At 36.5% G+C, this 26,128-nt stretch carries 30 protein-coding genes; 23 read left to right on the top strand and 7 right to left on the bottom strand.

The features are described from left to right. The first annotated feature begins 483 nt into the window (after nt 1–483). The 15 genes from ILT06_RS11490 to ILT06_RS11420 all read left to right on the top strand — a co-directional run bounded on the left by ILT06_RS11490 (nt 484) and on the right by ILT06_RS11420 (nt 14,746). A complete protein-coding gene (locus ILT06_RS11490; RefSeq protein ID WP_103656028.1) occupies nt 484–1,431 on the top strand; it encodes a ring-cleaving dioxygenase in 948 nt (315 codons plus the stop codon). Nucleotides 1,432–1,458: 27 nt separating this feature from the next. Further along, a complete protein-coding gene (locus ILT06_RS11485) occupies nt 1,459–2,436 on the top strand; it encodes a ring-cleaving dioxygenase (protein ID WP_064473806.1) in 978 nt (325 codons plus the stop codon). Nucleotides 2,437–2,691: 255 nt separating this feature from the next. Beyond that, entirely contained in the window at nt 2,692–3,786 is a 1,095-nt protein-coding gene (locus ILT06_RS11480) for a response regulator aspartate phosphatase (RefSeq protein WP_064473807.1), read from the top strand. Further along, nucleotides 3,786–4,040: a Phr family secreted Rap phosphatase inhibitor gene (locus ILT06_RS11475; protein WP_222655108.1), complete on the top strand. Its 255-nt coding sequence runs from the start codon at nt 3,786–3,788 to the stop codon at nt 4,038–4,040. The genes ILT06_RS11480 and ILT06_RS11475 overlap by 1 nt, the downstream gene beginning before the upstream one ends. A 237-nt stretch (nt 4,041–4,277) precedes the next feature. Further along, nucleotides 4,278–5,150: an alpha/beta fold hydrolase gene (locus ILT06_RS11470; RefSeq protein WP_064473809.1), complete on the top strand. Its 873-nt coding sequence runs from the start codon at nt 4,278–4,280 to the stop codon at nt 5,148–5,150. A gap of 76 nt (nt 5,151–5,226) precedes the next feature. Then, nucleotides 5,227–5,427: a sporulation YhaL family protein gene (locus ILT06_RS11465; protein WP_000449229.1), complete on the top strand. Its 201-nt coding sequence runs from the start codon at nt 5,227–5,229 to the stop codon at nt 5,425–5,427. Between the two features lie 214 nt (nt 5,428–5,641). After that, nucleotides 5,642–6,493 (top strand): DUF2935 domain-containing protein, encoded by an 852-nt coding sequence (locus tag ILT06_RS11460; protein ID WP_088047884.1) that lies wholly within the window; start codon nt 5,642–5,644, stop codon nt 6,491–6,493. A 349-nt stretch (nt 6,494–6,842) separates the two neighbouring features. Beyond that, nucleotides 6,843–7,292 carry a helix-turn-helix domain-containing protein gene (locus ILT06_RS11455; protein WP_064473811.1) on the top strand — a complete coding sequence of 150 codons (450 nt, stop codon included), beginning with the start codon at nt 6,843–6,845 and terminating at the stop codon, nt 7,290–7,292. 88 nt (nt 7,293–7,380) lie between these two features. After that, nucleotides 7,381–7,941 (top strand): glycerol uptake operon antiterminator GlpP, encoded by a 561-nt coding sequence (gene glpP, locus ILT06_RS11450; RefSeq protein WP_000394295.1) that lies wholly within the window; start codon nt 7,381–7,383, stop codon nt 7,939–7,941. A 223-nt stretch (nt 7,942–8,164) separates the two neighbouring features. Continuing rightward, nucleotides 8,165–8,986: a glycerol uptake facilitator protein GlpF gene (gene glpF, locus ILT06_RS11445; protein WP_222655107.1), complete on the top strand. Its 822-nt coding sequence runs from the start codon at nt 8,165–8,167 to the stop codon at nt 8,984–8,986. Nucleotides 8,987–8,998: 12 nt separating this feature from the next. Continuing rightward, nucleotides 8,999–10,489: a glycerol kinase GlpK gene (glpK, locus tag ILT06_RS11440; RefSeq protein ID WP_064473813.1), complete on the top strand. Its 1,491-nt coding sequence runs from the start codon at nt 8,999–9,001 to the stop codon at nt 10,487–10,489. A gap of 133 nt (nt 10,490–10,622) precedes the next feature. Next, nucleotides 10,623–12,305 (top strand): aerobic glycerol-3-phosphate dehydrogenase, encoded by a 1,683-nt coding sequence (gene glpD / locus ILT06_RS11435; protein WP_064473814.1) that lies wholly within the window; start codon nt 10,623–10,625, stop codon nt 12,303–12,305. Between the two features lie 222 nt (nt 12,306–12,527). Beyond that, a complete protein-coding gene (locus ILT06_RS11430; protein ID WP_064473815.1) occupies nt 12,528–13,061 on the top strand; it encodes a sigma-70 family RNA polymerase sigma factor in 534 nt (177 codons plus the stop codon). Nucleotides 13,062–13,065: 4 nt separating this feature from the next. Next, complete coding sequence (locus ILT06_RS11425) at nt 13,066–13,473, top strand: PadR family transcriptional regulator (protein ID WP_088047883.1); 408 nt, start codon at nt 13,066–13,068, stop codon at nt 13,471–13,473. Nucleotides 13,474–13,480: 7 nt separating this feature from the next. Continuing rightward, entirely contained in the window at nt 13,481–14,746 is a 1,266-nt protein-coding gene (locus ILT06_RS11420) for an FtsW/RodA/SpoVE family cell cycle protein (protein WP_064473817.1), read from the top strand. Nucleotides 14,747–14,752: 6 nt separating this feature from the next. Here ILT06_RS11420 and helD read toward each other — a convergent pair whose 3' ends face one another. Next, nucleotides 14,753–17,089: an RNA polymerase recycling motor HelD gene (gene helD / locus ILT06_RS11415; RefSeq protein WP_064473818.1), complete on the bottom strand. Its 2,337-nt coding sequence runs from the start codon at nt 17,087–17,089 to the stop codon at nt 14,753–14,755. Nucleotides 17,090–17,366: 277 nt separating this feature from the next. On the opposite strand from helD, the gene ILT06_RS11410 reads away from it, so the two are divergent. After that, nucleotides 17,367–17,612, top strand: a complete 246-nt coding sequence (locus tag ILT06_RS11410) for a hypothetical protein (protein ID WP_064473819.1) — start codon at nt 17,367–17,369, stop codon at nt 17,610–17,612. Nucleotides 17,613–17,830: 218 nt separating this feature from the next. On the opposite strand, the gene prsA is transcribed toward ILT06_RS11410, so the two are convergent. Next, complete coding sequence (gene prsA, locus ILT06_RS11405; RefSeq protein ID WP_064473820.1) at nt 17,831–18,697, bottom strand: peptidylprolyl isomerase PrsA; 867 nt, start codon at nt 18,695–18,697, stop codon at nt 17,831–17,833. 279 nt (nt 18,698–18,976) lie between these two features. On the opposite strand from prsA, the gene ILT06_RS32875 reads away from it, so the two are divergent. Continuing rightward, complete coding sequence (locus tag ILT06_RS32875) at nt 18,977–19,090, top strand: hypothetical protein (protein ID WP_002007073.1); 114 nt, start codon at nt 18,977–18,979, stop codon at nt 19,088–19,090. A gap of 30 nt (nt 19,091–19,120) precedes the next feature. Here ILT06_RS32875 and ILT06_RS11400 read toward each other — a convergent pair whose 3' ends face one another. Beyond that, the gene (locus ILT06_RS11400; protein ID WP_000172690.1) at nt 19,121–19,315 is read right to left on the bottom strand and encodes a hypothetical protein; all 195 of its coding nucleotides are present in this window, start codon (nt 19,313–19,315) and stop codon (nt 19,121–19,123) included. Nucleotides 19,316–19,433: 118 nt separating this feature from the next. Between ILT06_RS11400 and ILT06_RS11395 the strand changes: the two genes are divergently transcribed. Further along, nucleotides 19,434–19,769: a DUF1878 family protein gene (locus ILT06_RS11395; RefSeq protein WP_064473821.1), complete on the top strand. Its 336-nt coding sequence runs from the start codon at nt 19,434–19,436 to the stop codon at nt 19,767–19,769. Between the two features lie 5 nt (nt 19,770–19,774). On the opposite strand, the gene ILT06_RS11390 is transcribed toward ILT06_RS11395, so the two are convergent. The 3 genes from ILT06_RS11390 to ILT06_RS11380 all read right to left on the bottom strand — a co-directional run bounded on the left by ILT06_RS11390 (nt 19,775) and on the right by ILT06_RS11380 (nt 21,613). Then, nucleotides 19,775–20,332, bottom strand: coding sequence for an HTH-type transcriptional regulator Hpr (locus ILT06_RS11390; RefSeq protein ID WP_000834920.1), 558 nt, complete (start codon nt 20,330–20,332; stop codon nt 19,775–19,777). Nucleotides 20,333–20,630: 298 nt separating this feature from the next. Further along, nucleotides 20,631–20,993, bottom strand: a complete 363-nt coding sequence (locus ILT06_RS11385) for a YtxH domain-containing protein (protein WP_000030297.1) — start codon at nt 20,991–20,993, stop codon at nt 20,631–20,633. Nucleotides 20,994–21,178: 185 nt separating this feature from the next. Then, nucleotides 21,179–21,613, bottom strand: coding sequence for an HIT family protein (locus ILT06_RS11380; protein ID WP_001016840.1), 435 nt, complete (start codon nt 21,611–21,613; stop codon nt 21,179–21,181). 559 nt (nt 21,614–22,172) lie between these two features. Here ILT06_RS11380 and ecsA point away from each other — a divergent pair. Genes ecsA through ecsC form a run of 3 tightly spaced genes read left to right on the top strand, consistent with a single transcriptional unit; the run spans nt 22,173 to nt 24,841 of the window. Beyond that, nucleotides 22,173–22,916 (top strand): ABC transporter ATP-binding protein EcsA, encoded by a 744-nt coding sequence (gene ecsA / locus ILT06_RS11375; protein WP_071711167.1) that lies wholly within the window; start codon nt 22,173–22,175, stop codon nt 22,914–22,916. After that, complete coding sequence (gene ecsB / locus ILT06_RS11370; RefSeq protein ID WP_098102753.1) at nt 22,909–24,120, top strand: ABC transporter permease EcsB; 1,212 nt, start codon at nt 22,909–22,911, stop codon at nt 24,118–24,120. The genes ecsA and ecsB overlap by 8 nt, the downstream gene beginning before the upstream one ends. A 13-nt stretch (nt 24,121–24,133) precedes the next feature. Then, nucleotides 24,134–24,841, top strand: coding sequence for an ecs operon protein EcsC (gene ecsC, locus ILT06_RS11365; protein ID WP_064473824.1), 708 nt, complete (start codon nt 24,134–24,136; stop codon nt 24,839–24,841). 39 nt (nt 24,842–24,880) lie between these two features. Here ecsC and ILT06_RS11360 read toward each other — a convergent pair whose 3' ends face one another. After that, on the bottom strand, nt 24,881–25,033 hold the full coding sequence (locus ILT06_RS11360) for a sporulation protein YjcZ (protein WP_103656032.1): 153 nt from the start codon (nt 25,031–25,033) through the stop codon (nt 24,881–24,883). A gap of 156 nt (nt 25,034–25,189) precedes the next feature. Here ILT06_RS11360 and ILT06_RS11355 point away from each other — a divergent pair, with 156 nt between their 5' ends. Both ILT06_RS11355 and ILT06_RS11350 read left to right on the top strand, forming a co-directional pair. Further along, nucleotides 25,190–25,771 carry a TetR/AcrR family transcriptional regulator gene (locus ILT06_RS11355; RefSeq protein ID WP_064473825.1) on the top strand — a complete coding sequence of 194 codons (582 nt, stop codon included), beginning with the start codon at nt 25,190–25,192 and terminating at the stop codon, nt 25,769–25,771. Nucleotides 25,772–25,779: 8 nt separating this feature from the next. Beyond that, entirely contained in the window at nt 25,780–25,965 is a 186-nt protein-coding gene (locus tag ILT06_RS11350; protein WP_064473836.1) for a hypothetical protein, read from the top strand. The last annotated feature ends 163 nt before the right edge of the window (nt 25,966–26,128 follow it).

Genomic DNA, 26,128 nt, shown 5'->3' with positions numbered 1-26,128 from the left:
TCTATGAATCTATACATTTTTTTATACATTTCTATCCTGAAGGGGATTTTAAGATTTCTGTTTGTTACTGAATTAGCTGAAAAACTGTAAAAAACCTTGCATACTCTTAGCGTGTTTTTTGAATGCTGGCGATATCCTACATCCATCAACTTATGAATTTTATAATGTCTCCAAACCAAGAATTTCTTGTGTTTTTAGTCCGAAATTTTATGCAATAAAAAATATCTCGAATTTGAGATAAATAACTTGCTTTTTAATCACTTGAGTTGTAAAGTGATAGTAACGAAAGCGATTGAGTCATATGAAAAACATACACTCAATTGCTTTCGATTAAAAAAACGAAGTAACTTATTCAGTAAAAACTAAGATGAATTTACAAAAACATAATAAGCATAAATTGAAAAGTTAATAACCATATTATTTGTTGGAAATATTATTTTTTAGTTATCACTTGATTAGTAAAATGAAACGGAGGAATAAACAATGTATGAAATTAAAGGGCATCATCACATTTCAATGGTTACAAAAAACGGAAGTGAGAATAACCATTTTTATAAAAACGTACTTGGTTTACGCCGTGTGAAAATGACGGTAAACCAAGATGATCCATCCATGTATCACTTATTTTACGGAGATAGAACAGGAAGTCCAGGTACGGAACTATCATTTTTTGAAATGCCTTTAGTAGGAAAAACGTACCGTGGTACGAATGCAATTACTCGAATCGGATTACTCGTTCCTTCAGAGGAAAGCTTACATTACTGGAAAGAACGATTTGAGAAACTTGGTGTGGAACATAGTGAAATAACAACATATGCAAATCGTCTTGCTTTGCAATTTGAGGATGCGGAAGGTCTTCGTCTCGTACTACTCGTTTCAAACGGAGAAAAAGTAGAGCACTGGGAAACGTGGGAGAAATCCGAAGTTCCTGCACAGCATCAAATTCAAGGAATGGGTTCTGTGGAAATGACAGTGCGTAGACTTGATAAACTGGCGAATACATTAACAGATATATTTGGTTATACAGAAGTTAGCCGAAGCGATGAAGAAGCGGTTTTCCAGTCTATTAAAGGAGAAGCCTTCGGAGAAATCGTTGTGAAATATTTAGATGGTCCTACTGAAAAGCCGGGCCGCGGTAGCATTCACCATTTAGCAATTCGTGTAAAAAACGATGCAGAGCTAGCTTATTGGGAAGAACAGGTGATACAAAAAGGTTTCCATTCTTCTGGCATTATCGATCGTTTCTATTTTAAAAGCTTATACTTCCGCGAATCAAACGGAATCCTATTTGAAATTGCGACAGATGGACCAGGATTTACAGTTGATGGAGATGTAGAACATTTAGGAGGAAAACTTGATTTACCGCCGTTCTTAGAAGATCAGCGAGCAGAAATTGAAGCGAAATTAGCACCTATTGAAGAGAAAATATAAAATTAAAAACCATTGGAGGAATATAAAATGAACCAATTAAAAGGAATTCACCACGTTACAGCAATTACAAGTAGTGCAGAAAAGAACTATGAGTTTTTCACTCACGTTTTAGGAATGCGTTTAGTTAAAAAAACAGTAAACCAAGATGATATTCAAACGTATCATTTATTCTTTGCAGATGATAAAGGTAGTGCAGGAACAGATATGACATTCTTTGACTTCCCAGGTATTCCAAAAGGAGTACACGGTACAAATGAAATTTCAAAAACTTCATTCCGAGTGCCAACTGATGCAGCGTTAGCATATTGGGTAAAACGCTTTGACCGTCTTGAAGTAGAACATACAGGCATTAAAGAGCAATTTGGTAAGAAAACTCTTTCTTTCGTTGATTTCGATGATCAACACTATCAATTAATCTCTGATGAATTAGATAAAGGGATCGAATCAGGTACACCATGGCAAAACGGTCCAGTTCCATTAGAATATGCAATTACTGGCTTAGGCCCTGTATTTATTCGTATCGCAAACTTTAGTTTCTTCAAAGAAGTGTTAGAAAAAGTTCTATTATTTAAAGAGATTGCGCAAGAAGGAGAATTCTATTTATTTGAAGTAAACGAAGGCGGAAACGGTGCTTCTGTCATTGTAGAACATAATACGGTTCTTCCGGAAGCACAACAAGGCTTTGGTACAGTGCACCATGCTGCATTCCGCGTAGAAGATCGCGCTGTATTAGAAGAGTGGATTGAGAGAATCGGTAGCGCCCAACTTCCGTCATCTGGATATGTAGATCGTCACTTCTTCGAGTCATTATACGCAAGAGTAGCACCACAAATTTTATTTGAATTTGCAACAGACGGCCCAGGATTTATGGGGGATGAGCCATACGAAACACTTGGCGAAAAGTTATCATTACCTCCGTTCCTAGAGCCAAAGCGTGAAGAAATTGAAAAATTAGTTCGTCCAATTGATACAGTAAGAAGTACGAAGGAATTTATTAAAGAGTAAAATAGAAATAATAAGTAGGAGAGCAAGTAGTTTTAGCGGATCGCTGGAACTGCTTGCTTTTTTATTTGGGCTATAAAATTTTCTGAAAAATGTTTCTCAAATTTTATAAATAGAAATATTTGGTATAATTCATTTAAATTATAAATTTTCTGACAATTGTTTTTCAATACATAGAAAAGAGGTGGTGATATACAATTTGAATAATTGTATAAATATCCTAATTTTGTAAGTTTGGAGAAAAGGGGATGCGAGTGTATGGGAGCAGATGTAGTAACACGGGAGCAAATGAAACATCCTTTAGATGATTGGTATCGTGTAATGTTGCAGCAAGATATAGAGAAAGCTAGGGAAATGAAGGAAGATATTGAGAGTGAATTTTCTAATGTAAAAGAGGATGGGGATTTATGGCTATATTACTCTTTATTAGATTTTAGATATAAAGTGCTGGCGGATGGCTTACAAATTACTAAAAATAGTTTTGATAAAATTGATGAAATTTATAAAACGTCTGAAAATCGTTTGTCATATTACTATTATTTTTTTAAGGCAATGCATGCAACTCTAATATCAAATTACAATGATGCAAGTAGATGTTATGAGAAGGCCAAAACACTAATAAAATATATTCCTGATGAATTAGAATATGGGGAATTCTGTTATCGTCTTTCTGCATTTTTCTACAATACAAGGCAACCAATGAATACAATGAAATATGTAAATAAAGCTAAAGAAATTTTTTCAAAACAATCAGGACAAGATATGAATATTGCTTTATCTCAAAATCTTTTAGGACTAACTGCCATACAAATAAAGCAATATGAACAAGCAGAAGAGTGTCTAAATTCAGCGATAGATATTCTACAAAAACAGGATAACGCTATATTGCTTTTAAGGGTACGTCATAATTTAGGATGGCTATACGCAAGTCAAAACCTTTCTGCACTAGCTATTCGACATCTTTCGGAAGTAACAGAGAAATTCCCAGCACATTTCAAAGCGATTTTCCTACAAGCTAGGGAACATTTTAAACTGGGAGAAACAAACATTGCTGAAGAATTAATTGATAGAGGATTAAATATTTGTATGGAGTTAGAAAATGAAGAGTATATACATCATTTTAGTATTTTAAAAGCAGTAAATGGTAATGTTCCTATTAAAGAATTAGAGCAGATTATCCTTAAAGGAATTACTTATTTTGATAAAGAATCTTTATATAGTTACACTCAGGAATATGTGGAAAAACTTGCAATAAAGTTTCGTGAGGATGCTAATTACATGAAAGCAAGTGATTATTTTTACAAAGCATTACAGGCAAAAGAGAAGAAGATAGAGAGAGGAGCATTAAAATAATGTTAAAAAAAATAGGTATGGCTGTAACTGGTATAGTGTTAGTTGGTATTGTATCTGTCGGTTTAAATAGTTCTTTTGTACAACAAGCGGAGCACGGTGATGTTCCAGCACCAGCAAGACCAGACTACGTTAACATTGGAGAGACAGGTGGAGCACCAGCAGATAATAGAGACGATGGAGGAGCACCGGCCAACTTCAATAAAGGTGACGGTGGCGGTATTAGCAAGCAAGACTCACACGCTGACCATTTTTAAATTAAATAATAAAGTGAAGGGACCTCATAACGAGGTCCCTTTTCTTTTTGGTCGTAAAAAAAATTGACTTACTTTAAATATGTAACTATAATAGTTACGAAGTAACCATCACTAATGGCAATGAGTAATATTTTTTTAGTATAATTGTAACTATCGTGGTTACAGTTAAAAATAATCATAAAACAACCAAATAATGTAAAAACTTTAAGTAGCAACTTGAGAAAGGAGACGGGAATTTTGAAACGGTTTAAATTTTATTTCATTAGCGGTATTGTGCTCGTTTTGTTAATTGTATGTAACTTCGTTGATAAGCCGATTGCGAAGGTTGGAGAAGTGAAAAATACTGTTGTGATGAAGCTGCATACGAAAGAGAGTATGGCGCAAATTGATGGGCAGACGATTTACTTTAAGCAAATTGGTGAGGGGAAGCCGCCTTTACTTATGCTTCACGGGTTTGGTGGTTCTTCAGATGGGTTTAGTGATATTTATCCGGAACTTGTAAAGGACCATACGATTATCGCGGTTGATATTTTAGGATTTGGACGTTCTTCGAAGCCGGTTGATTTTCAGTATTCGTTTCCTGCGCAAGTGAATTTATATTATAAGTTAATGAAGAAACTCGGATACGATCAATTCGCAGTACTGGGTCATTCGATGGGCGGAGAGATGTCTCTAAATTTAGCGTATTTATATCCGGATGCAGTAACGCATCTCGTTTTAGCGGATTCTACAGGGATAGAGTCTTTCCAGCAAAAAGAAAGCTATGAAGTGCCACCGCTATCAACGGACTTACAAACTGTAACAGAGATTACAGATTATAATAAAAATGCAGTGAAAAATAGTCGCGATGATAAAGAGCATTATGATCAACTGACGAAAATGAGAGAGCGCCGCATTGCGATGGAAGCCGATAAAATTAAGGTGCCGACTTTAATTATATGGGGACGACACGATAAGAGCGTTTCTTGGAAAAATGGTGAACTGTATCATGAGCTATTTGCAAATAGTACGTTTCATATCATTGAAAAAGGATACCACGCACCGTTTCGTCAGGAACCAATAGAGTTTATGGAATATGTACAAGCGTTCTTCGCGAAGAATCCGCAATAAATTTTAAGCATAAATCCACTTCTTTCCTCATACAGTGAAACTAATAAGGCTTGTCTAAGGAAAGGAATGAAGTACAGTGGAAACTTTACCATGGTGGGTGTATCTTGTAATCGTCGGGATCGTATTAAGTGGCTACATGGTTTTATATACTTCAAAAAAAGAGCAAGAGATGGATAATGAGTTTATCGAAAAAGAAGGCGAAGTGTATATGAAGCGTTTAGAAGAAGAGCGAGAGAAACGGAATCAGGATAGTGATAAAGATTCGGTATTGCTTTAATAGACATTTTGAAAGGCTACCAACTAGGAGAACTTTACATCTAGGTGGTAGCCTTTTTTCTTTTTTTGGAGCAGTATATGTTCATCAAGCTAAGCTTATATAAGCTTAATTCTACATGTATATGATATTCATCATGAACTTTTATTGATGGTATTTATATATATGTTCACTCATAAGAATGGAAATAGCGCAGTATCTACAGGGGGGATTAACAATGCATGGGGATGAAACAACATTACATCCTGATACAGGTGTTACATCTGTAATGTTTGTTGAGCGTTCATTAAATGAAATTCGTTTTTGGTCTAGAATCATGAAGGAGCATTCTTTTTTTCTTCGCTTAGGGTTTAGATGTGAGGATACGCAACTAATCGAAGAGGCTAATCAATTTTATCGATTGTTTGAACATATCGAACAAATAGCGCATTCCTATACAAATGAAACAGATCCTGAGCAAATAAAAAGATTTAATTCAGAAGTACAACAAGCCGCAACTAATATTTGGGGATTTAAACGAAAAATTTTAGGGTTAATTCTCACGTGTAAATTGCCAGGACAAAATAACTTTCCACTGTTAGTTGACCATACAAGTAGGGAAGCTGATTATTTTAGAAAACGTTTAATACAATTAAATGAAGGGAAATTAGATGCTCTTCCTGATGCTATTATTAAAGAAAATGTTTTCTTTTTAAGGATTATGGCAGATCACGCTAAATTTATTGGTCATCTTCTTGATCCATCGGAAAGAAAGCTTGTAGATACAGCTCGGAATTTTAGTAATGATTTTGATGAATTGATGTATCAAGCAATTGACTTAGAATCTATGAAGCCACAATCCCAAACAGTCCCTCTTTTAGATCAATTTTTAGATCAAAATCGTGTGTCGGTTACATCTCTTCGGGATTTTAAGAAAACAGCGCGTGATTTAATTGAGCAATGTAAAATAAAGAGTATCATTCATCCGTTATTAGCAGACCATGTTTTCCGTGAAGCTGATAGATTTCTTGAAATCATTGATATGTTTGATGTTCATCTTACAAATATTCAATCACAACCTAGATATTAGAAGATAAGGAAAGATAATATTTTATTTTCAGCTGAGAAGTTAACAGTTTATGGTTAGCTTCTTTTCTTTGTGATGAAAATGTTTAAAAATGAAACTGTACGTTATTCTTTCTGGAGAATGATAAGAAAGGATGGCGTATTTTTTATGCTTAATCTAGTCTTAACTAGTATCTGTTCGTTATATTATTGTTCGGGAAATTATTATAGGAGCATATCATATGAAATATACACACTACATAGCGCCATTACAACCTGTAACGTAAAAGTTGCACAGCTAACGCAACGACAACTCGCTTTACTCTTCATCAGTTATTTGACCATACTAGACGTAGAGAGGTGATAAACACAGTATGATTTTTAGTGAACGTTTAAAACAAGAACGAGAGAAACGAAATTGGTCGCAAAATGATTTGGCTGAAAAAATTCATGTAAGTAGGCAGTCTGTTTCGAAATGGGAGACGGGAAAGAACTATCCGAGCATTGAAATTATTATTCATTTAAGCGATCTGTTCGGTATTACGATTGATGAATTATTAAGGAGTGACGAAGAGTTGACGCAGAAAGTAATTGAAGATAGTAAACAGTTAGCATATCCAAAATGGAAGGTGTTTTTCGATAGTTTATTTATGATGGGCGTATTTTTGTTTATTACAAAAATCGTTTTATGGATGTTAAATAAGTTTGCCGGAGCAAGCATTACACTTGTAGCAGATGCACCATATGTAATGAATTTTTTACCCCTCATACTAATGGTTATAGGTGGCACGGCTTCTGATAAGTTGAAGAAAATATATAGATAGAGGAAATAATTCCACCGCACTAGCTGTTCTTTCTACTCAAATTGTGTACTATAAAGGATAGGATGACATAAAGAAGGGGACATTTAGAATGGAATTTCATGAACAGAAGATTTTGCCGGCAGTGAGGCAAATTAAAGATTTGGAAAAGCTATTACATAGTTCGTATGAGTATATTGTTATTTTAGATATTCATGTTGGTCAATTGAAGAGTGTTGTGTCACTTGCGAAGCAGCATAGTAAAAAGGTGTTTTTACATGTTGATTTGATCCATGGATTACAAAGTGATGGGCATGCGACGGAGTTTTTATGCCAAGAATATAAACCGTACGGGTTACTTTCGACAAAGGCGAGCGTGATTATGAAGGCGAAGCAAAAGGGTGTCGTCTCTATTCAGCGCATCTTTTTAATTGATTCTAGCGCGATGGAAAAGAGCTGTAATTTGCTAGAAAAGACGAAGCCGGATTATATAGAGGTGCTTCCTGGTGCGCTAACGGATGTGATTGCTGAAGTGAAAGAGCGTACTGGTGTCCCGATTTTAGCGGGTGGTTTCATTCGTACTGTGGAAGATGTTGAAAGAGCTTTAAATGCTGGTGCGACAGCAATTACGACATCAAAAAAAGAACTATGGAAACATTACCAAAAAAAGTGACGAAAATGTGAAAAAATTCTGTTGACACCGCTTTCATGAAAGGTTAACATTATAGACAAGTTAATAAACGTGACGGAGAAAAGAAGAGATCCACATTTTATTGTTTCTATATATTATATAGAAGCATGTAAGCTGTGGATCTTTTTCTTTTGAAAAAACGAATGGCCATTCATTTTACCTCTATCACATTTGAACGCATTTAAATTGATTGTGGAGGGATTTTATGTCAGCATTTTTAGGGGAGTTAATAGGGACTGCATTGTTAATCTTACTTGGTGGCGGCGTTTGCGCTGGTGTAAGTTTAAAGAAGTCGTTTGCAAAAGATTCAGGTTGGATTGTCATTACAATGGGCTGGGGCTTAGCGGTAGCAGTTGCAGCGTACGCGGTTGGATCAATTAGTGGGGCACATTTGAATCCAGCTTTAACGATAGGACTAGCATTTAAGGGAGCGTTCCCATGGAGTGACGTACCAGGTTATATCGCAGCACAAATGATTGGGGCAATTATCGGGGCAGTTCTTGTATATTTACATTACTTACCACACTGGAAAGAAACAGAAGATCCAGGAACAAAATTAGGTGTATTTGCAACAGGTCCAGCAATTCCGAACACATTTACAAACCTTTTGAGTGAAATGATTGGAACATTCGTTTTAGTATTTGGTATATTAGCAATTGGAGCAAATAAATTTGCAGATGGTTTAAATCCATTTATCGTAGGTTTCTTAATCGTAAGTATTGGTTTATCATTAGGTGGAACAACAGGATACGCGATTAACCCGGCTCGTGATTTAGGTCCGCGTATCGCACACTTCTTCCTTCCGATTGCAGGAAAAGGCGGTTCAAACTGGAAGTATGCATGGATTCCAGTAGTCGGTCCAATTTTAGGTGGATCACTTGCAGGATTATTCCATCAAGTTGTATTTGAAGGAAAACAAAATGTAGCACTTATTTATATGATTATTGCAACTGTGATTGTACTAGCAATCTCTTATATGACAAGTAAAAAAAGTGAAAGCAATACAAATAGTAGAAAAGTAGCATAGGGGGAAACCGATATGAAAAAATATATTCTTTCTTTAGACCAAGGAACAACTAGCTCACGCGCAATTCTGTTCAATAAAAAAGGTGAAATTGTTCATTCAGCTCAAAAAGAGTTTACACAACATTTTCCAAAGCCAGGTTGGGTAGAGCATAATGCACAAGAAATTTGGGGATCTATTTTAGCAGTTATCGCAACTTGCTTAAGCGAAGCTGATGTAAAACCAGAACAAATCGCTGGTATCGGTATTACGAACCAACGTGAAACAGCGGTTGTTTGGGATAAAACGACTGGAAAACCAATTTACAACGCAATCGTATGGCAATCTCGTCAAACAGTTGAAATTTGTGATGAGTTGAAAGAAAAAGGTTATAGCGAAACGGTTCGCGAAAAAACAGGTCTTTTAATTGACGCATACTTCTCTGGTACGAAAGTAAAATGGATTTTAGATAACGTTGAAGGTGCAAGAGAAAAAGCAGAAAACGGCGATCTATTATTCGGAACAATTGATACGTGGCTTGTATGGAAACTATCTGGTGGAAAAGCGCACGTAACGGATTACTCAAATGCATCACGTACATTAATGTTTAATATTCACGACTTACAGTGGGATGATGAGCTTCTAGACATGTTAACAGTACCAAAGAGCATGCTTCCAGAAGTACGTCCATCATCTGAAGTTTATGGCGAAACAATCGACTATCACTTCTTCGGTCAAAATATACCGATTGCAGGCGTAGCCGGTGACCAGCAAGCAGCATTATTTGGACAAGCTTGTTTCGGTGAAGGTATGGCGAAGAACACGTACGGAACTGGTTGCTTCATGTTAATGAACACAGGTGAAAAAGCAGTAGCTTCTGAGCATGGTCTATTAACAACAATTGCATGGGGAATAGATGGTAAAGTAAACTACGCATTAGAAGGAAGTATTTTCGTAGCAGGTTCTGCAATTCAATGGTTACGTGACGGAATGCGTATGTTTAAAGATGCAAGCGAAAGTGAAGTATACGCATCACGCGTTGCATCAACTGAAGGTGTATACGTTGTACCAGCATTCGTAGGTTTAGGTACACCGTACTGGGATAGTGAAGTACGCGGCGCTATGTTTGGTGTAACGCGCGGTACGACGAAAGAGCATTTCATTCGTGCAACGCTAGAATCTTTAGCATACCAAACGAAAGATGTATTATGCGCAATGGAAGCAGATTCAGGTATTGAACTGAAAACATTACGCGTTGATGGCGGAGCAGTTAAAAATAACTTCTTAATGAAGTTCCAAAGTGATATTTTAGATGTTCCTGTAGAGCGTCCGGTGATCAATGAAACGACAGCTTTAGGGGCAGCGTACTTAGCTGGTCTTGCAGTTGGATATTGGAAAAACCAAGATGAAATTAAAGAACAGTGGCATATGGACAAACGCTTTGAACCAACGATGGAAGCGGAAACAAGCGAAGAGCTATATGCTGGATGGAAAAAAGCAATTGAAGCAACAAAAGCTTTCAAATAATCATAAACAGTGTTATAATGGTGACAAGTTAATAATTCGGTAGGAGATTTGGAGAGACCACAACACGCTATAGAGGCGAAATCTATAGCGGAGTTCGTGGTCTCTTTTTTCGTTATCAAAGGGAGGAATTACCATGAAATTTTCAAGTAAACAACGTAAAGACGTATTAAACGGAGTAAATAAACAAGAGTTAGATGTGATCGTAATTGGTGGAGGTATTACTGGTTCTGGTATTGCATTAGATGGAGCAACACGCGGGTTATCAACAATTGTGTTTGAAATGCAGGACTTTGCAGCAGGTACATCAAGTCGTTCAACGAAGCTTGTACACGGTGGTCTACGTTATTTAAAACAACTTGAAGTGAAAATGGTAGCAGAGGTGGGGAAAGAGCGTGCAATCGTATATGAGAACGGTCCCCATGTAACAACACCAGAGTGGATGTTACTTCCGTTCCATACAGGCGGTACGTTCGGATCATTCAGTACATCAATTGGTCTTCGTGTATACGACTTCTTAGCAGGCGTAAAACGAAGCGAGCGCAGAAAAATGTTTAACCGTGAAGAAACATTAAACAAAGAGCCTCTTGTGAAAAAAGAAGGATTAAAAGGCGGCGGTTACTACGTAGAATATCGTACAGACGATGCTCGTCTTACAATTGAAGTAATGAAAGAAGCAATTGAACACGGTGCAAAAGCTGTTAACTACGCAAAAGTAGACGGTTTCTTATATAAAGATGGAAAAGTATGCGGTGTACGTGTAATCGATTTACTAGATGGCGAAGTATATGAAGTGTACGGTAAGAAAATTGTAAACGCAGCTGGCCCTTGGGTAGATACACTTCGTGAAAAAGATAACTCGAAAAAAGGGAAAGTACTTCAGTTATCAAAAGGTGTCCACTTAGTAATTGACCAAAAACGTTTCCCGTTAGGGCAAGCTATTTACTTCGATACACCAGATAAACGTATGGTGTTCGCGATTCCTCGCGGCGGAAAAACATACGTAGGTACAACAGATACGTTCTATGATAAAGACGCAGCTGTACCGCACATGACAACAGAAGATCGCACATATATCATTAATGCGATTAACTACATGTTCCCAAGTGTAAAAATTACAGAAAAAGATGTAGAATCAAGCTGGGCTGGTGTACGTCCATTAATTTATGAAGAAGGTAAGAATGCATCTGAAATTTCTCGTAAAGATGAAATTTGGACTTCTGAATCTGGCTTAATTACAATCGCAGGTGGTAAATTAACAGGATACCGTAAAATGGCTGAAATGGTAGTAGACTACGTAACAAACCTATTACAAAAAGAAGGTCATAGTGCATATCCGAAGAGCGACACGAAACATATGCCAATCTCTGGTGGACATGTAAGTGGTTCACACGGATTCCCAGCATTCGTTGCGAAAAAAGCAGACGAAGGTACGAAATCTGGTTTAACGAAAGCACAAGCAGAAGAATTCGCGAAATTCTACGGCTCTAACGTAGACGTACTGTTCGACTTAGCGAAAAAACATAAAGACGAAGCGAAAGAATACAACATGCCACTAGACGTTCTAATCCCACTTGTATACGCAATGGATTACGAAATGACAGCAAAACCAGTTGACTTCTTCGTACGACGTAGAGGCGCTGTATTCTTCAACATCCACTGGGTATATGAGTGGAAAGAAGCAGTAATCAACTACATGGCTGCGAAACTAGGCTGGAGCAAAGAAGAGCAAATGAAATACACAGCTGAACTAGAAAAAGCATTAACAGACGCTGTAATTCCTGTAGATCAACAAGAGCAGGCAGCTGCATTAGCGTAAAATAGAGAACCACCTGAAGGGGAGCCTTTAGGTGGTTTTTTGTTTTATTATGAATGTGCTAAAGTCTCGATTAAAGTGTTGTATCACAATAAAAGGTTTACTCTTAGTGAAGAAAAATTAAAGTTAAAAAACGATACGGACACTATCATCCGTATTTTTTTATAAATTAATAAAACTTTTCCATACGGTGCGTCGTCTAATATATGGGGAGGAGGAAATGGTGTGGATGAATTAACGGTAGAAGCGTTTGAAATAGAAGATAAGGAACTCCTTATCGATGAAATCATGAATAAGTATGGACAAGAAGTCTTACAGCTTGTGTATTCATATGTGAATAATAAAGAGGTTGCTGAGGATGTAACGCAAGATATATTTGTGAAATGTTATAAATCTCTTCATACATACAAAGGGAAGTCGAATGTGAAAACGTGGTTATGGAGAATTGCGATTAATCAATGTAAGGACTATGTAAAAAGTTGGTATAACAAAAAGGTGATCGTGACAGAGGATGAATCGGCTTATATTGGGGTTCAAAATGATAGTGTCGAACAAACTGTCATTCAAAATGCGGAGGACCGTGAGCTCGCTTCTGCAGTAATGAATTTACCGATAAAATATCGAGAAGTCATTTATCTATTTTATTATGAAGAATTACCAATTAAAGATATTGCCATTGTAATAGACGTGAAAGAAAACACGATAAAAACGAGACTGAAAAAAGCGAAGGAGCTTTTGAAGAAAGGATTGGAGGAGTAATCAAATGGAAGATCGATTAAAAGGCCTGCGAAAATCAATGGAGAATACAACGTTTAAACATTTGAGTTTTTCCGATCAACATCGAAAGCAGGTGCGCGAAAAAATCAATGCTTTAAACGAAAAGGAAGAGGACATCTCTTTAGCAATTTTACAACTCCTCAGTAATGAAAAAACAGGATACGAATTGTCACAGTTACTACGAGGGAGAGGGATTCGAAAATTCGAAGGAAATGAAGGGTTTTTATATACCGTATTACATCGTCTAGAACAGAATCGTTTTATTCAATCAAGTTGGGATCATGAAGGAGCGAAATATTATCAATTAAATGATAAAGGAAGAAAGATGCTGCGAAAGGCAGAGAAAAATGCTACGAAGGTACAATTTATATTAAAAGGCTTAGTACAGGAGTGAGGCGAAATTGAATAAAAAAGGGGAGCGTTTTGTAAGCGAAGTTACGAACCATATTAAATCAAAAGAAGCAAAGAGCTTTGTAGCAACTGAACTAGACTTTCACTTAAAACAGGCGAAGAACACATGGATAGAAAAAGGATTAAGTGAGGAAGTCGCTGAAAATAAAGCTGTGGAACAAATGGGAAGTCCGATTAAATTAGGGCAGGAGCTTAACAAACTACATAAGCCAAAGGTGGATTGGTTCTTACTTATTTTATTAGTGGCTGCTATGGGGTTAGGGTTTTTGCCAGTTTTAGCTTTTGAATATACGAATGATGTAATAATGAATAAGGTGATATTTGTTATTCTCGGTGTTATAACAGCGATTGGGATGATGTTACTTGATTATCGGAAATTAGAGAGAATGGGATTGTTGTTTTACACAATCGGAGTAGTTGTCCTGTTAATGCTATACTGTTTTCCAAACGCTTCAATGATTGGAGAACCGTTAATAAAAATTGGTCCAATTGCAGTTGACTGTTTAATGGCAGTACCTTTCTTTTTTCTAGCTTGGGCTTCTTTTTTCAATAATAATAGGCTAAAGGTTATACATCTTGTGGTTTTATATTTATTTTCTTTGTATTTATTTTTAATTGTATCCACCCTTTCGTCAATTTTTGTTTATATGACAATGGTATTCGTTATGCTTTGGTGGAGTAAGTTAGGAAAGAAAACGGCGTTGATTATTACGATTGTACCCATTTGTTTATTTATTATTAAGGCATCGGTATCCTGGTCTTCAGGATACCACTTAGATAGAGTTTTAGGGTATTTAAATCCTGAGAGTGATGCAGGTGGCGCAGGATTTATGTATATACGTTTAAAAGAGGTAATGTCGTCGGCTGGTTGGTTTGGTACATCTGGAGATACAAAGTTCATCCCTGCTGCGGATACTGATTTTGTGTTTGCAAGTTTGACTTACTATTATGGGTATGTGCTTGCGCTAATTCTTGTTTCCGTTCTTTCTCTTTTTGTAGCAAGATTAGTAATCATATCTTATAAAATAAATGACCGATATGGTAAATTGCTTCTCGTTGGAGGAATGACTCTTTTCGTAGTCCAGTTTATTTATAACGTGGGCATGATTTTAGGTTTATTACCGATTGCTTCTATATCGTTGCCTTTTATTAGTTATGGATTAACACCAACTGTATTCCATGCGCTTTTAATAGGGATCGTGTTAAGTGTATATCGACGTAAAGATATGTCGTTTAGCATGAGAAAAACACCTTGATAATTATCAAGGTGTTTTCGTTATAAGCTCAAAACTCTCCGAATCAGCCCGAAGTATAAAAGGACTAACCTCGCCAACGCTATAAAGTTGCAGTTCATGCATCGCGCGCGTACAAGCAGTGTAGAACAATCTACGAACGCTCTCATCGCTGTACACATCTTTAGAAGCATCGTAAATAATGACAGCATCAAATTCGATACCTTTCGCTAAGTAAGCAGGGATCACGACAATGCCTTGCTCATACTCGGCTGAGTTACTTTTCACGAGTTTAATATTCTCGATATGACTAAGTGCTTCGTAGGCAGCGGCGCTTTCAGCTGCAGATTTACATATAATTGCGATCGTATTATGCTGCTCTTTTTGTAGTTCAGCAACTTTGGCAGTAATATGTTCGTGCAGTTCGCTGTCATTCGATACTTTCGTCACTGTAGGTTTCTCACCGTCACGTTCAAAGGCGTGAATGTTCTCTCCTTCCGGTACGAGAGCACGTGTAAATTCAATAATCGGTTTTGTTGAGCGATAGCTACGAGTTAAGTTGATACCGTTCGTTTCATCTGGTCCGTATAAGCTAGTAAGTGTATTGAAATTCACTGCTTCACTCGCATGGGCAAATATCGCTTGGTTAAAGTCTCCAAGTACAGTCATTCTTGCAGCAGGGAAGAGACGTTTTAAAAACTCAAATTGAAACGGCGAATAATCTTGTGCTTCGTCTACGAGTACATGTTTAATCGATCTATTCGTTTGGAAGCCTTCAATTAATTCTTTTAAAAGTAAGAATGGAGTCGCATCCTCATAATATAGCTTTCCTTCATCGAGCATGTTTACTGTTAATGAGCAAATGTCATCCCACTCTTTCGGTTTTTCCTCAGCAACCCATGATGCATCTGTGAAGAGTTGTTTATATATGCCTGTGAAGTTGATGAAGCGCAATGTTTGAACACCTTTACGAAGCGGCTTCAATTTTTTACGGACAATCATACGTCCAAGTACTTTCGTTTCTTTCTCAAAATCATTAAAGGAGTTGTCGTCAAACTCGCCTTTTTTCTGTAAATATTTATAAGCCTTTTGGTATTCATCTTTACTAAGTAATTCAATTTCCTCTTCTACCCAAGGCTTTTTCAGTTCTGTTTTTTCAATTGCATCTATTTGTTTATTTAGCCAATCCGTTAACTTTTCAATTCGATTATGGAAGCGGAGGGAGGAGTCAGTATTGTAAAACTGCTCTGTAATTTCTTTAGCAGAAGCAATTAACTTTCCTCTAAATTTCATTCCTCTAAATAGCATGCCTGAAGATTCAAGAGATTGTCTGTACGCTCGAATCATCTCGAAAAATTGGGTGGATGCTTTAAATCGAATGCTCGCATTTCTCGTTTTATAGGTAGGGCTATCCGTTTCAGTTAACATATATTCTAATTGTTCATAAGGATCTTCAACGTCAAATGACTTGCTTAGTCTATGGTTTAAATATTCTTGGAATGTCACTTGCTGCATATTTTCTTCACCGAGTTCAGGTAGTACGTTAGAAACGTAGCTGTTGAACATAGAGTTAGGGGAGAAGAGAATAATTTGATCCGCTTTTAACCATTCGCGATATTTATATAGTAAGTAGGCGATTCGTTGTAGGGCAGCTGACGTTTTCCCGCTACCAGCAGCTCCTTGCACGATAAGTAGTCGGCCTTCATCGTGACGAATAATTTCATTTTGCTCGCGCTGAATCGTAGCAACGATACTTTGCATATGTTTGTTCGTACCTTTTCCGAGCGCTTGTTGCAGAATTTCATCGCCAATTGTAAGACTCGTATCGAACATAGAATCAATCTCGCCATTTTGGATAATGTATTGTAATTTTTTCTCCACATTACCGTGGATTACGCCGCCTGGTGTACTGTATTCAGCCGGTCCTGGTGGATAATCGTAGTACACACTCGAAATAGGTGCGCGCCAGTCATATATAAGGAAGTTTTCTCCGCTTGCATCAGTAAGTGTAGCTACGCCGATATAAATTTGATCCGCAGCAGATTCTCCTTCTTCTTTGAAATCAATTCGTCCAAAGTAAGGTGCTTTATGCATACGTCGTAGTGCAGCAAGTCGATTAAAGGTGTGCTTATGGGTAATTTGTGTGACAGCTAGTGACTGAGCTTGTTGTCTTAAGTTGATAACTGTTTCAAGATAATCATCAAAAGTATCAGTATTCACTTTTACGTCATCCCAAAAGTGTTTACGAATATGGATTACTTCTGCCCGGCGTCTGCCAGTTTCGTTTTCCAGTTTATCAATTTGCGCCGTAATCGTTTCTATTACGGTATCCAATCGTTTTTGCTCTAAATCAAGTTTTTTGTTCATACGGTAAGCACTCCTTTAAAAGTGAAAAATAGAGGTTGACTGAAGATGTGTTTTGGTGTACAATTAAGATACGGATAAATACGTTCTGTGTATTTTCTAAAGCGTGTTTCTGTACTAATTTAACATAGTTTTTTAATTTAATCAATGATAATAAGATAAACCTTGGTTCCGTGTGTGATGGAATCAAGGTTTTTGGTTTTTCTTTAAGAAAGAATTGAAATTTTGTCGAGGAGAACTTAAGTAAAGCATAAAAGAAAATGAGGAATAGGGGATACTGATGGAAAAACATTTTGAGGAAGCGCATCGCTTTTGTTCTCGTAATAGAAAACATTTAGAAAAAGATGTTGTATGTGGTTGTTTTTATTGTTTGGAAATTTTCAATCCAGGCAAAATTACAGAGTGGTGGGATGATGATAACACAGCAGTTTGTCCGCATTGTGGGATTGACGCTATTATCGGAGAAAGCTCTGGATTTAAAATCACAGAAATGTTTTTAAGTGAAATGCATAAAAGATGGTTTTAGTTAAATGAATGACAAAATCAACTTCTGTTAACGAAGATTATGTAAATATATAAGTAACTAAGATTTTACACGATCCATAAAACGAAAAAGATGTTAACCTTTCTGTAGAATCGGGGAAGTAATCATATAATTTCATTTATCCAATCTACACGTAATGTATCACGAGAAGAGAGCATACAAAAAAAGCTTGGGCCGAAGCCCAAGCTTTTTTCACTTCATTATTTCTTTTCTTCTTTCTTATCGTCAGCTTTTTGCTCTTTGAAAAGATCTTTTAAATCTTTATCGTCAACTTTTACGTCAGCTTTTTTGATTTCTTTCATCATAAGATCGTTCATGAATTCAGCGTCTTGTGCTTTCTTCGCAACTAGCTCTTTTTTCAGGTCAGCTTTTGATTGCTCGAATGGTTTTTCTGGCTCTTTAATGTCTGTAACTTTAATGATGTGGTAACCGAATTGTGTTTTTACAGGTTCGCTTACTTCATCTTTTTTCAGTTTATAAGTAGCATCTTCGAATTCTTTAACCATTTTACCATGTTCGATGAATCCTAAGTCGCCACCTTTTTCTTTTGAACCAGTATCTTCAGAGTATTGTTTCGCTAACTCTTCGAAAGATTTACCTTGTCCAAGTTCCTCTTTAACTTTTTTCGCAGTCGCTTCATCTTTTACAAGAATGTGGCTTGCTTTAACTTCAGGCTTGTAGTTATCTTTTAATTCTTTATCAGTGATTGTTTTCTCGATAGCTTTTTCTTGAGCTAATTGAGCACGCACACCAGTTTTTAAAGTTTCTTCTTTAATACCTTGTTGTTTTAATAGTGTATCGAATTGATCACCGTATTGTTTTTTCATTTCATCGAACTTTTTGTCTACTTCTTTGTCTTCAACTTTGTAGTTTTTAATAAGTACTTTTTCCATAACCATGTTGTTTAGTACTTGTTTACCAGCTTGTGTCTTCATTTGATTGTAGAACTCGTCTTTTGTAATGTCACCAGCTTTAGATGTAACGATTTTGTCTGATGATGATCCTGTTCCACATGCTGATAATGCGATTACACTTGTTGCGGCTAAGGCAAGCATAGCTTTCTTCATTCGATAAACACTCCTACTATTATGTATTTTTAATTTATCCTACACCAATGAATTTTGGTTCATAAGAGCCCGATTAAGTCTCACTGATACTTTTGCTTTTTTCGTTGGTAAAGCGCGCTTAACAGGGCTTACCGAGGCTGAGGATAAAGTTAAGATGCGTGTCATTTATTTCATAGTATAAGCAATATGTACAAAATTTAATATATCATATTTCGACTCAATTTCATATTGATAAAGAAAATTTAACCAGTACGTGTCAGATTTTGAAGGTGTTCCGTATTGGGCGCATGCCGCATATATAGAAAAGAGGAGGGGATGGGGATGAATTCTCAACTTATTTTATTACTTGTACTGTTTATTTTATTGGTTATAGTAGGTATAATTTGCTTATAGAGGAAAAAAGTGAGGAAGGGGCTTCCTTCCTCACTTTCCATGAAATATAATTTCTATATAACTAGAAATTAATAAAATTGTTATACATACATTGATAACCCGAAAGACACCGGGTTGGCGGCTCGCAGCTATTTGTTTTCGTTCACACAGTGTATGTGTCATAAAATTCGTGTAAAATATAACAAGAAGTGCGAATGCGACAAAAACAACTGTTATAAGTGTCATGAGGCGAGACCTCCTTTTGGCTAAAATACATATACTTTATATATTGTATCATACGATATTTTGTTCGTGTTATAAAATTCAGAAATAGAAGACTTTGTGTTAGAAAGTGAGGGAGAAAATGGACGTTGTTAGAAGATTAGAACAAGCTGAATACTACGTAGACCTACTATTTAAAATGATTGATGAAGAAAAGTGTCCATTTTATTCTTTAATCATAAAGAAAAAAGCTCGCAAAAAAGATGTTGAACGTATACTACATCTTTGTGAAATGCTGAACGAGCAATATGTAGTGGAGAAAGCAGAAGGGCTTCTTTTGTTCGATGCGCTGTTAGAGCAATTTGAAAAAGCGCTTCCACATCAGCTCGAAGTACACGAAACTGCGGAAGCGCTAGCAAAACAAGGTTTATTTAAGCCGCTTATGAATGAATTCTTAAGCATGATTGAGAATAAATAAATAGGTTACTTCTTAACTAACTTCTGATCGGATTCCGTAAAATTCTCCTCAATATTCTCTAATGATTTCTCAAAAATATCGATGAAGTCTTGTCCGTAAATGTTGCGCAAGATAGCGATAAGTTCGATATTTTCTGGGAACTTACCATAGAAATTACGAAGTGCAAGAGCCCCATTAAATACAGAGTTATTTTCAGGATCATACTCCTCCATTAAGCGAAGTAGTAATTCTTCCCCTTTGTCTGTAATCTCAATGTACGTATTTCGTTTATCATCTTCTTTTTTCGAGAACACAAGATAGCCGCGTTCTTCTAGCTTTTTCGAGAAGTTAAACGCCGTTGATACGTGCATAACTCCAAACTTAGCAATCTCAGAAATAGAAGCCCCTTTTAAATGATAAGCGATTGACAAAATATGATGCTCATTAATGTTTAAATCGTAAGGCTTAATCCACTGTTGCCAATCTTTCTCTACGCATTTCCATAACGCTTTCGATAATTGAGCAATGCGTTGGCTGAAAATCATCGCTTCTTTTACCGAGTAATCTTTTTCTCCACTTTTCATTTACTCACCCACTTTAACATTCTTTTTCATTACTATCTATTATGCCAGTAAAGTAAAAATTAATAAAGTCTTTTTGTGAGAATTGTGAAAATTTTTCGGAAAAATGACATTCTATACAAATCATGCATAAGCATGGAAGCGTTTTATGAGTCGTGAATACATGTGTTGTCCTTACATGTTAAGTGATAACATATATTGTAAATGCATAAAAACACGGCATATCTGTGTGATATGCCGTGTTAAGGTCAATTTATATAAAAAATATTTGTTATATGCAAAAAACTAAGCAGGAATTTGTTTACGCTTTTTCCGGAACAGCTTCTTGTAGTTTCTCAATTGATTTTTGAATGTCCAAAATTTCTTGCTCAATATGTCGTTTGTTTTGAGAAATATCTTGCTTCCAGTTAGAAAGCGTGTCTTGCATATCTTCTTTTAATTCTTGAAACACTTCTTTACCTTCCGAAGCAGTTTCAACGATTTGACGTTTTAATAATTTTGTATCAGCTGTAATATCAGCTAAAGTCTTTTTAATATCAGTTCCTTTTTCTTTCAGCTTACCGCGCATAGCTTTACCAGAAGAAGGAGTAGAGAAAAGAACGGCTAATCCAGCAACTGCTCCGCCGCAAATGACACCTGTAATAAAGGATTTAGCTTTTGACATAAAAGGAAACCTCCTTATTTTTTGTTCGTATTCATGATGTGAAAAAATATGCATATCTTTAAGACGAGGGAAAGAAAAGTGTGCAATGCACATTCCCTGGTATCTTGAATGGAGAAACAAGCCGTGCAATATGTAATCACTTTAGGAAAGTGGCTTGTTATGTATTACTTCTTATTATAGTGTCATTATTTCACACTATTTGCAATTGTACTTGCGATGTTTTGTAAATTTTCCATTGTGTATTCATTTTGATGTGATTTCCAAACAGCACCGAAACCATCGTTTTCACCGTAGCGTGGAATTAAATGAAGGTGGAAGTGGAACACAGTTTGTCCAGCTTTTTCACCGTTATTGTTAAGTAGGTTGAAGCCAACTGGATTAAACTCTGCTTTAATCGCATTTGCGATTTTCGGAACGACAGAAAAAATGTGTGATGCGATTTCTGGCGTTAACGCAAAAATGTCTTGTTTGTGAACTTTTGGAATAACAAGAGTATGTCCTTTTGTTACTTGACTAATATCTAAAAATGCAAGCACATGTTCATCTTCGTATACTTTTGAGCAAGGGATTTGCCCGTCAATAATTTTACAAAAAATACAATTGTCCGCTGTATGGTTCATTGATCTCATCCTTTCAAGTAGCCTTAGCCGTATTTTACCATAATTATATAAGAGAACAAACACGAAAAACAGGAAGCTGAGTCAGCTTCCTGTTTTCTGAAGAGGGATTGAAAAAGCATTATCGTAATTTACGTTTCGCAGACACCTCATTTATTTAAGAAATGCACGGTAAATCGGCTAAAGTTTCTGCCGTAGACACCCCATTTTCAAGTGAAATGAATTGCAATCTTTATAAAAGGAAATTGTTTATTTTTTAAAACAGTATATGCTCTTTCGGAGACACCCCGTTTCTAAAATGAAACAAATGATCTGGTTATGTGTAAATTTCTTTGTCCAACATGGACACCCCATTTCATGATGACTTCACTATGTTGTTGTACTCATCAATTGGTGGTCGCTTTTTCAATGTGTTCCTTCTTCACTAATTATGATGTCCGCTTTCGTAAAAATATATGCGAACAAATTTAAATTTTTTTTGAGGGCATCGATACTATGTAGTACAGCGCTATTTTTGGTAAGATGAATATAGAATGAATACTAATGAAGAAAGTGGTGTCGTATGAGCGAGTTATTGCGTGTAGAAAATGTTACAGGAGGATATACGAAACGACCTGTACTAAAAGATGTTTCGTTCTCTGTGAATAAAGGCGAACTTGTCGGCTTAATCGGTTTAAATGGAGCCGGGAAGAGTACGACGATTAAACATATTATCGGTTTAATGGAACCGAAAAAAGGAACTGTCACAATTAATGGGAAAACAATTCGTGATGATATGACAGCGTACCGTTCTAGTTTTTCGTTCATCCCAGAAACACCGGTATTATATGACGAGCTAACGCTAGAAGAACATTTGAAGTTAACAGCGATGGCGTACGGTGTCGATGAAAAACAATATGAAGAACGTGTAGGGCAACTATTACAAGAATTTCGCATGAAAAATCGTTTAAAATGGTTTCCATCTCATTTCTCAAAAGGGATGAAACAAAAAGTAATGATTATGAGTGCGTTTTTAGTGGAACCATCTCTTTATATTGTGGACGAACCTTTCGTTGGGCTTGATCCGTTAGCGATTCAATCACTTCTTCAAATGATGGATCAAATGAAAAAGAGCGGTGCAGGAATCTTAATGAGTACACATATTTTAGCGACGGCAGAGCGTTATTGTGATTCGTTTATTATTCTGCATCAAGGCGAAGTAAGAGCGAAGGGGACATTATCTGAACTGCAATCCGATTTTAATATGCCAGGTGCAACGCTAGATGATATTTATATTGCATTAACGAAGGAAGAAGATTATGAATAGCACAGCATTATGGAAAGAACGATTTCGTCACTTTCTAAAAGAAGTTCGTACATATAGTAAATACGTATTTAATGATCATTTGAAATTTATTTTCGTATTCATCATCGGCGCCGGAGCGTATTATTACCAGCAATGGTTACAAACGTTAACACCGTCGTTTCCGACAGCGCTCGTTATGGCAGTGTTGCTTGGACTCGTATTAACGGCCGGATCGATACAAACGTTATTAAAAGAAGCGGATCTCGTTTACTTGCTGCCAGTTGAACAAAAGTTAAAACCTTATTTTACAAAGGCATTTCTCTTTACGTTTATGATTCAGTTATACATAATCGCAATCGTAGCGGCAGCGCTTGCCCCGTTATACTTCCAGCAAATGAAGCAAACAGGAGCTGCTTACATATGGATTGTACTCGCGTTTGTCATTGTAAAAGCGTGGAACTTATTCGTCGCGTGGGAAAAATCATTTTTAACAGACCAAAATATACAAAGAGCTGATTGGTTCATTCGTTTTATTTTAAACGGATTATTTGTATACTTCCTTGTAGAGCGTACTTCCGTCATTTTTGTTGGCGGAATCGTCCTTCTCATGATGTTATACCTTGTAGTACTACATCAAATGGTGAAGGGAAAGCCGCTAAACTGGGAGTATTTAATTTCTGAAGAAGGTAAGAAGATGATGCTGCTGTACCGCATCGCGAATATGTTCGTTGATGTACCTGCATTAAAAGAAAGAGTAGCACGTAGAAAATGGCTTGATTTCATTCTTTCAATGATTGGTGAAAAGCGTACATATTTATACTTATATACAAGAACGTTTTTACGATCTGGTAACTATTTCGGTTTATATGTGCGTTTGCTCGCTCTTGGAGGAGTTATTCTTTACTTCATTCCATTTTTATATGGACGATTTATCGTAAGCCTTATTTTCCTATATTTAATCGGTTATCAGCTATTAACTTTATGGAAGCATCACCGCATGAAGATTTGGCTTGATTTGTATCCCGTCGGGGGAGAAGAGAAGAAGAAAGATTTTCTTGTCTTATTAAATACGATCCTTATTACCGGCAGCGTTGTATTTACAGTTATATTCGCCTTTGCGACGAAAAATTTCATGATGACGGGAATTTTACTAGTCGTAAGCATAGTATTTAGTATCGGTTTCGTTTATCAATACGGGGTGAAACGTATTGAGCGTTTAAATTGAAGGGAATGAACCTATGATTACATACGAAGAGAAGGTTATAAAAGAATTGGAACAGTGGAAAGCTACATTCATGAAAGATTCTTCGATGATGACACGGTTCTCTAAGAAAGTGCAGACGAAAGTACAACAGCTTATTCCGGCGAAAGTGCAAAAAGTATTAACAGAAACGATTCGGATGATGGTGCAAACAATTAGTGCCGGATCAAACTTTATAAAGCCAAAATTAAAAGAGACGAACTGGTCATTGCAAAGAAGAGACGACGAAGTACGTAAAAAAATGGATGAGTACAAAAAAATAGCAGCGGCAGAAGGAGCAGGGACGGGAGCTGGCGGTATTCTCCTTGGTCTTGCTGATTTTCCGCTTTTACTTGGCATTAAAATTAAATTTTTATTCGATGCAGCAACGTTGTACGGATTTGATACGAGCGATAAAGAAGAGCGCCTTTTTATCCTTCACGTTTTCCAACTTGCTTTTTCAAGTGACGATTACCGAAAAGAAATATGGAAAGCAATCGAAACGTGGGATACAGAAGAAGAAAATCATATGGACTGGGAAAAGTTCCAAACAGAGTACCGAGACTATATCGATTTAGCAAAAATGCTTCAGCTCGTACCAATAATCGGTGCCCCAGTCGGCGCATATGCGAACTATCAACTACTGCAAAGACTCGGAGAAGTGACGATGAATTGTTATCGTATGCGATTACTGAATAGAAATTAAAAAGAAAGCATCCTAAATTGTGGTTTAGGATGCTTTTTTTTAGAAGTTAATGCCGTTATAGCCAACTCCGACTACAATCAATACGATAAAGAGCACAATGAGTACTATATACCCACTACTAACGCTCTTGCCATCTTGTCCAGCTTCACCGCCACCAGTGCCACCACTACCGCCTTTACCGCCAATTCCCATAGGAATATCCTCCTTATTGTTATAGGTTGCTTTTACTTTATACTTTTCTACATTTACCAATAAATCCCTTCTGTTACTCTAACTAACTTGCAAATCATTTCGTTTCATTTTATAATTTATTTACCGACCGGTAAGTAAAAATAAGTGGGGTACAGTATGACAAAGAATTTACAAACATCGCAAAACATTGTAGAAGCATCATTTAAACTCATGGCAGAGCACGGCATTGAGAAGATGAGCCTTTCCATGATTGCGAAAGAGGTAGGTATTTCAAAACCGGCTATTTATTATCATTTTTCTTCTAAAGAAGCGTTAGTTGATTTTTTATTTGAAGAAATTTTTTCTGGGTATCATTTCGTGAGTTATTTCAATAAAGAACAATATACGAAAGAAAATTTTGCAGAAAAGTTAATCGCTGATGGTTTACATATGCTCTCTGAGTATGAAGGACAAGAAGGCATACTACGCGTCATAAATGAATTCATCGTAACTGCATCGCGAAATGAAAAGTATCAGAAACGCTTATTTGAAATACAAGAAGATTTTTTAAATGGTTTCCACGATTTATTGAAGAAAGGTGTGGAACTTGACGTTGTGTCACAACAGGCAACGGAAGAAAATGCACATACGTTAGCGCTCGTGATCGATAATATGAGTAATTACATGTTAATGGGATTCCAGTTAAAGTATAAAGAAATTTGGATTCGAAATGTGAAAAATGTAATGAAGGAGGAATAAAAGTGAAAATGCAAAAAAACTGGTGGCTCGGTTTTCTTGGATTCATTGGGCTTTATCCCGCATTAACGGGCAGTAAGACCCCCACCTCAAAATTCAGCGAAAGCAAAGAAGTTAGGTGGGGATCAACTGCCCGTAAAAGCCTGATTGGTTCAACTAATAATCAGTGGGGGATGAACAAAACCCCCACTGATTAAAGTTTCACTTTATAAAATACCAGGTATAATAGAGGCTTTTCAAGCGGATGGAAGTTGGCTGAAGTTAATCGGTTTCATTTGGTTACTTTGGTTCGGATATTTTATCCCTGAGAAGAAAGATAATTAAATTACAATTTTCTGTAAAGTTATGTAAAATATAGTT

The sequence above is a fragment of the Bacillus sp. 17RED48 genome (assembly GCF_019837545.1).
In the GTDB taxonomy this organism is placed as follows: Bacteria; Bacillota; Bacilli; order Bacillales; family Bacillaceae_G; genus Bacillus_A; species Bacillus_A wiedmannii.
This window is presented reverse-complemented; position numbering and strand designations above follow the sequence as displayed.

Excerpts from the sequence above, each read along its gene's own strand:
- ILT06_RS11490 (WP_103656028.1), top strand. The coding sequence starts at position 484 with ATGTATGAAATTAAAGGGCATCATCACATTTCAATGGTTACAAAAAAC.
- ILT06_RS11485 (WP_064473806.1), top strand. The coding sequence starts at position 1,459 with ATGAACCAATTAAAAGGAATTCACCACGTTACAGCAATTACAAGTAGT.
- ILT06_RS11480 (WP_064473807.1), top strand. The coding sequence starts at position 2,692 with ATGGGAGCAGATGTAGTAACACGGGAGCAAATGAAACATCCTTTAGAT.
- ILT06_RS11475 (WP_222655108.1), top strand. The coding sequence starts at position 3,786 with ATGTTAAAAAAAATAGGTATGGCTGTAACTGGTATAGTGTTAGTTGGT.
- ILT06_RS11460 (WP_088047884.1), top strand. The coding sequence starts at position 5,642 with ATGCATGGGGATGAAACAACATTACATCCTGATACAGGTGTTACATCT.
- ILT06_RS11455 (WP_064473811.1), top strand. The coding sequence starts at position 6,843 with ATGATTTTTAGTGAACGTTTAAAACAAGAACGAGAGAAACGAAATTGG.
- glpP (WP_000394295.1), top strand. The coding sequence starts at position 7,381 with ATGGAATTTCATGAACAGAAGATTTTGCCGGCAGTGAGGCAAATTAAA.
- glpF (WP_222655107.1), top strand. The coding sequence starts at position 8,165 with ATGTCAGCATTTTTAGGGGAGTTAATAGGGACTGCATTGTTAATCTTA.
- glpK (WP_064473813.1), top strand. The coding sequence starts at position 8,999 with ATGAAAAAATATATTCTTTCTTTAGACCAAGGAACAACTAGCTCACGC.
- glpD (WP_064473814.1), top strand. The coding sequence starts at position 10,623 with ATGAAATTTTCAAGTAAACAACGTAAAGACGTATTAAACGGAGTAAAT.
- ILT06_RS11425 (WP_088047883.1), top strand. The coding sequence starts at position 13,066 with ATGGAAGATCGATTAAAAGGCCTGCGAAAATCAATGGAGAATACAACG.
- helD (WP_064473818.1), bottom strand. The coding sequence starts at position 17,089 with ATGAACAAAAAACTTGATTTAGAGCAAAAACGATTGGATACCGTAATA.
- ILT06_RS11410 (WP_064473819.1), top strand. The coding sequence starts at position 17,367 with ATGGAAAAACATTTTGAGGAAGCGCATCGCTTTTGTTCTCGTAATAGA.
- prsA (WP_064473820.1), bottom strand. The coding sequence starts at position 18,697 with ATGAAGAAAGCTATGCTTGCCTTAGCCGCAACAAGTGTAATCGCATTA.
- ILT06_RS11400 (WP_000172690.1), bottom strand. The coding sequence starts at position 19,315 with ATGACACTTATAACAGTTGTTTTTGTCGCATTCGCACTTCTTGTTATA.
- ILT06_RS11395 (WP_064473821.1), top strand. The coding sequence starts at position 19,434 with ATGGACGTTGTTAGAAGATTAGAACAAGCTGAATACTACGTAGACCTA.
- ILT06_RS11390 (WP_000834920.1), bottom strand. The coding sequence starts at position 20,332 with ATGAAAAGTGGAGAAAAAGATTACTCGGTAAAAGAAGCGATGATTTTC.
- ILT06_RS11385 (WP_000030297.1), bottom strand. The coding sequence starts at position 20,993 with ATGTCAAAAGCTAAATCCTTTATTACAGGTGTCATTTGCGGCGGAGCA.
- ILT06_RS11380 (WP_001016840.1), bottom strand. The coding sequence starts at position 21,613 with ATGAACCATACAGCGGACAATTGTATTTTTTGTAAAATTATTGACGGG.
- ecsA (WP_071711167.1), top strand. The coding sequence starts at position 22,173 with ATGAGCGAGTTATTGCGTGTAGAAAATGTTACAGGAGGATATACGAAA.
- ecsB (WP_098102753.1), top strand. The coding sequence starts at position 22,909 with ATGAATAGCACAGCATTATGGAAAGAACGATTTCGTCACTTTCTAAAA.
- ecsC (WP_064473824.1), top strand. The coding sequence starts at position 24,134 with ATGATTACATACGAAGAGAAGGTTATAAAAGAATTGGAACAGTGGAAA.
- ILT06_RS11360 (WP_103656032.1), bottom strand. The coding sequence starts at position 25,033 with ATGGGAATTGGCGGTAAAGGCGGTAGTGGTGGCACTGGTGGCGGTGAA.
- ILT06_RS11355 (WP_064473825.1), top strand. The coding sequence starts at position 25,190 with ATGACAAAGAATTTACAAACATCGCAAAACATTGTAGAAGCATCATTT.
- ILT06_RS11350 (WP_064473836.1), top strand. The coding sequence starts at position 25,780 with ATGCAAAAAAACTGGTGGCTCGGTTTTCTTGGATTCATTGGGCTTTAT.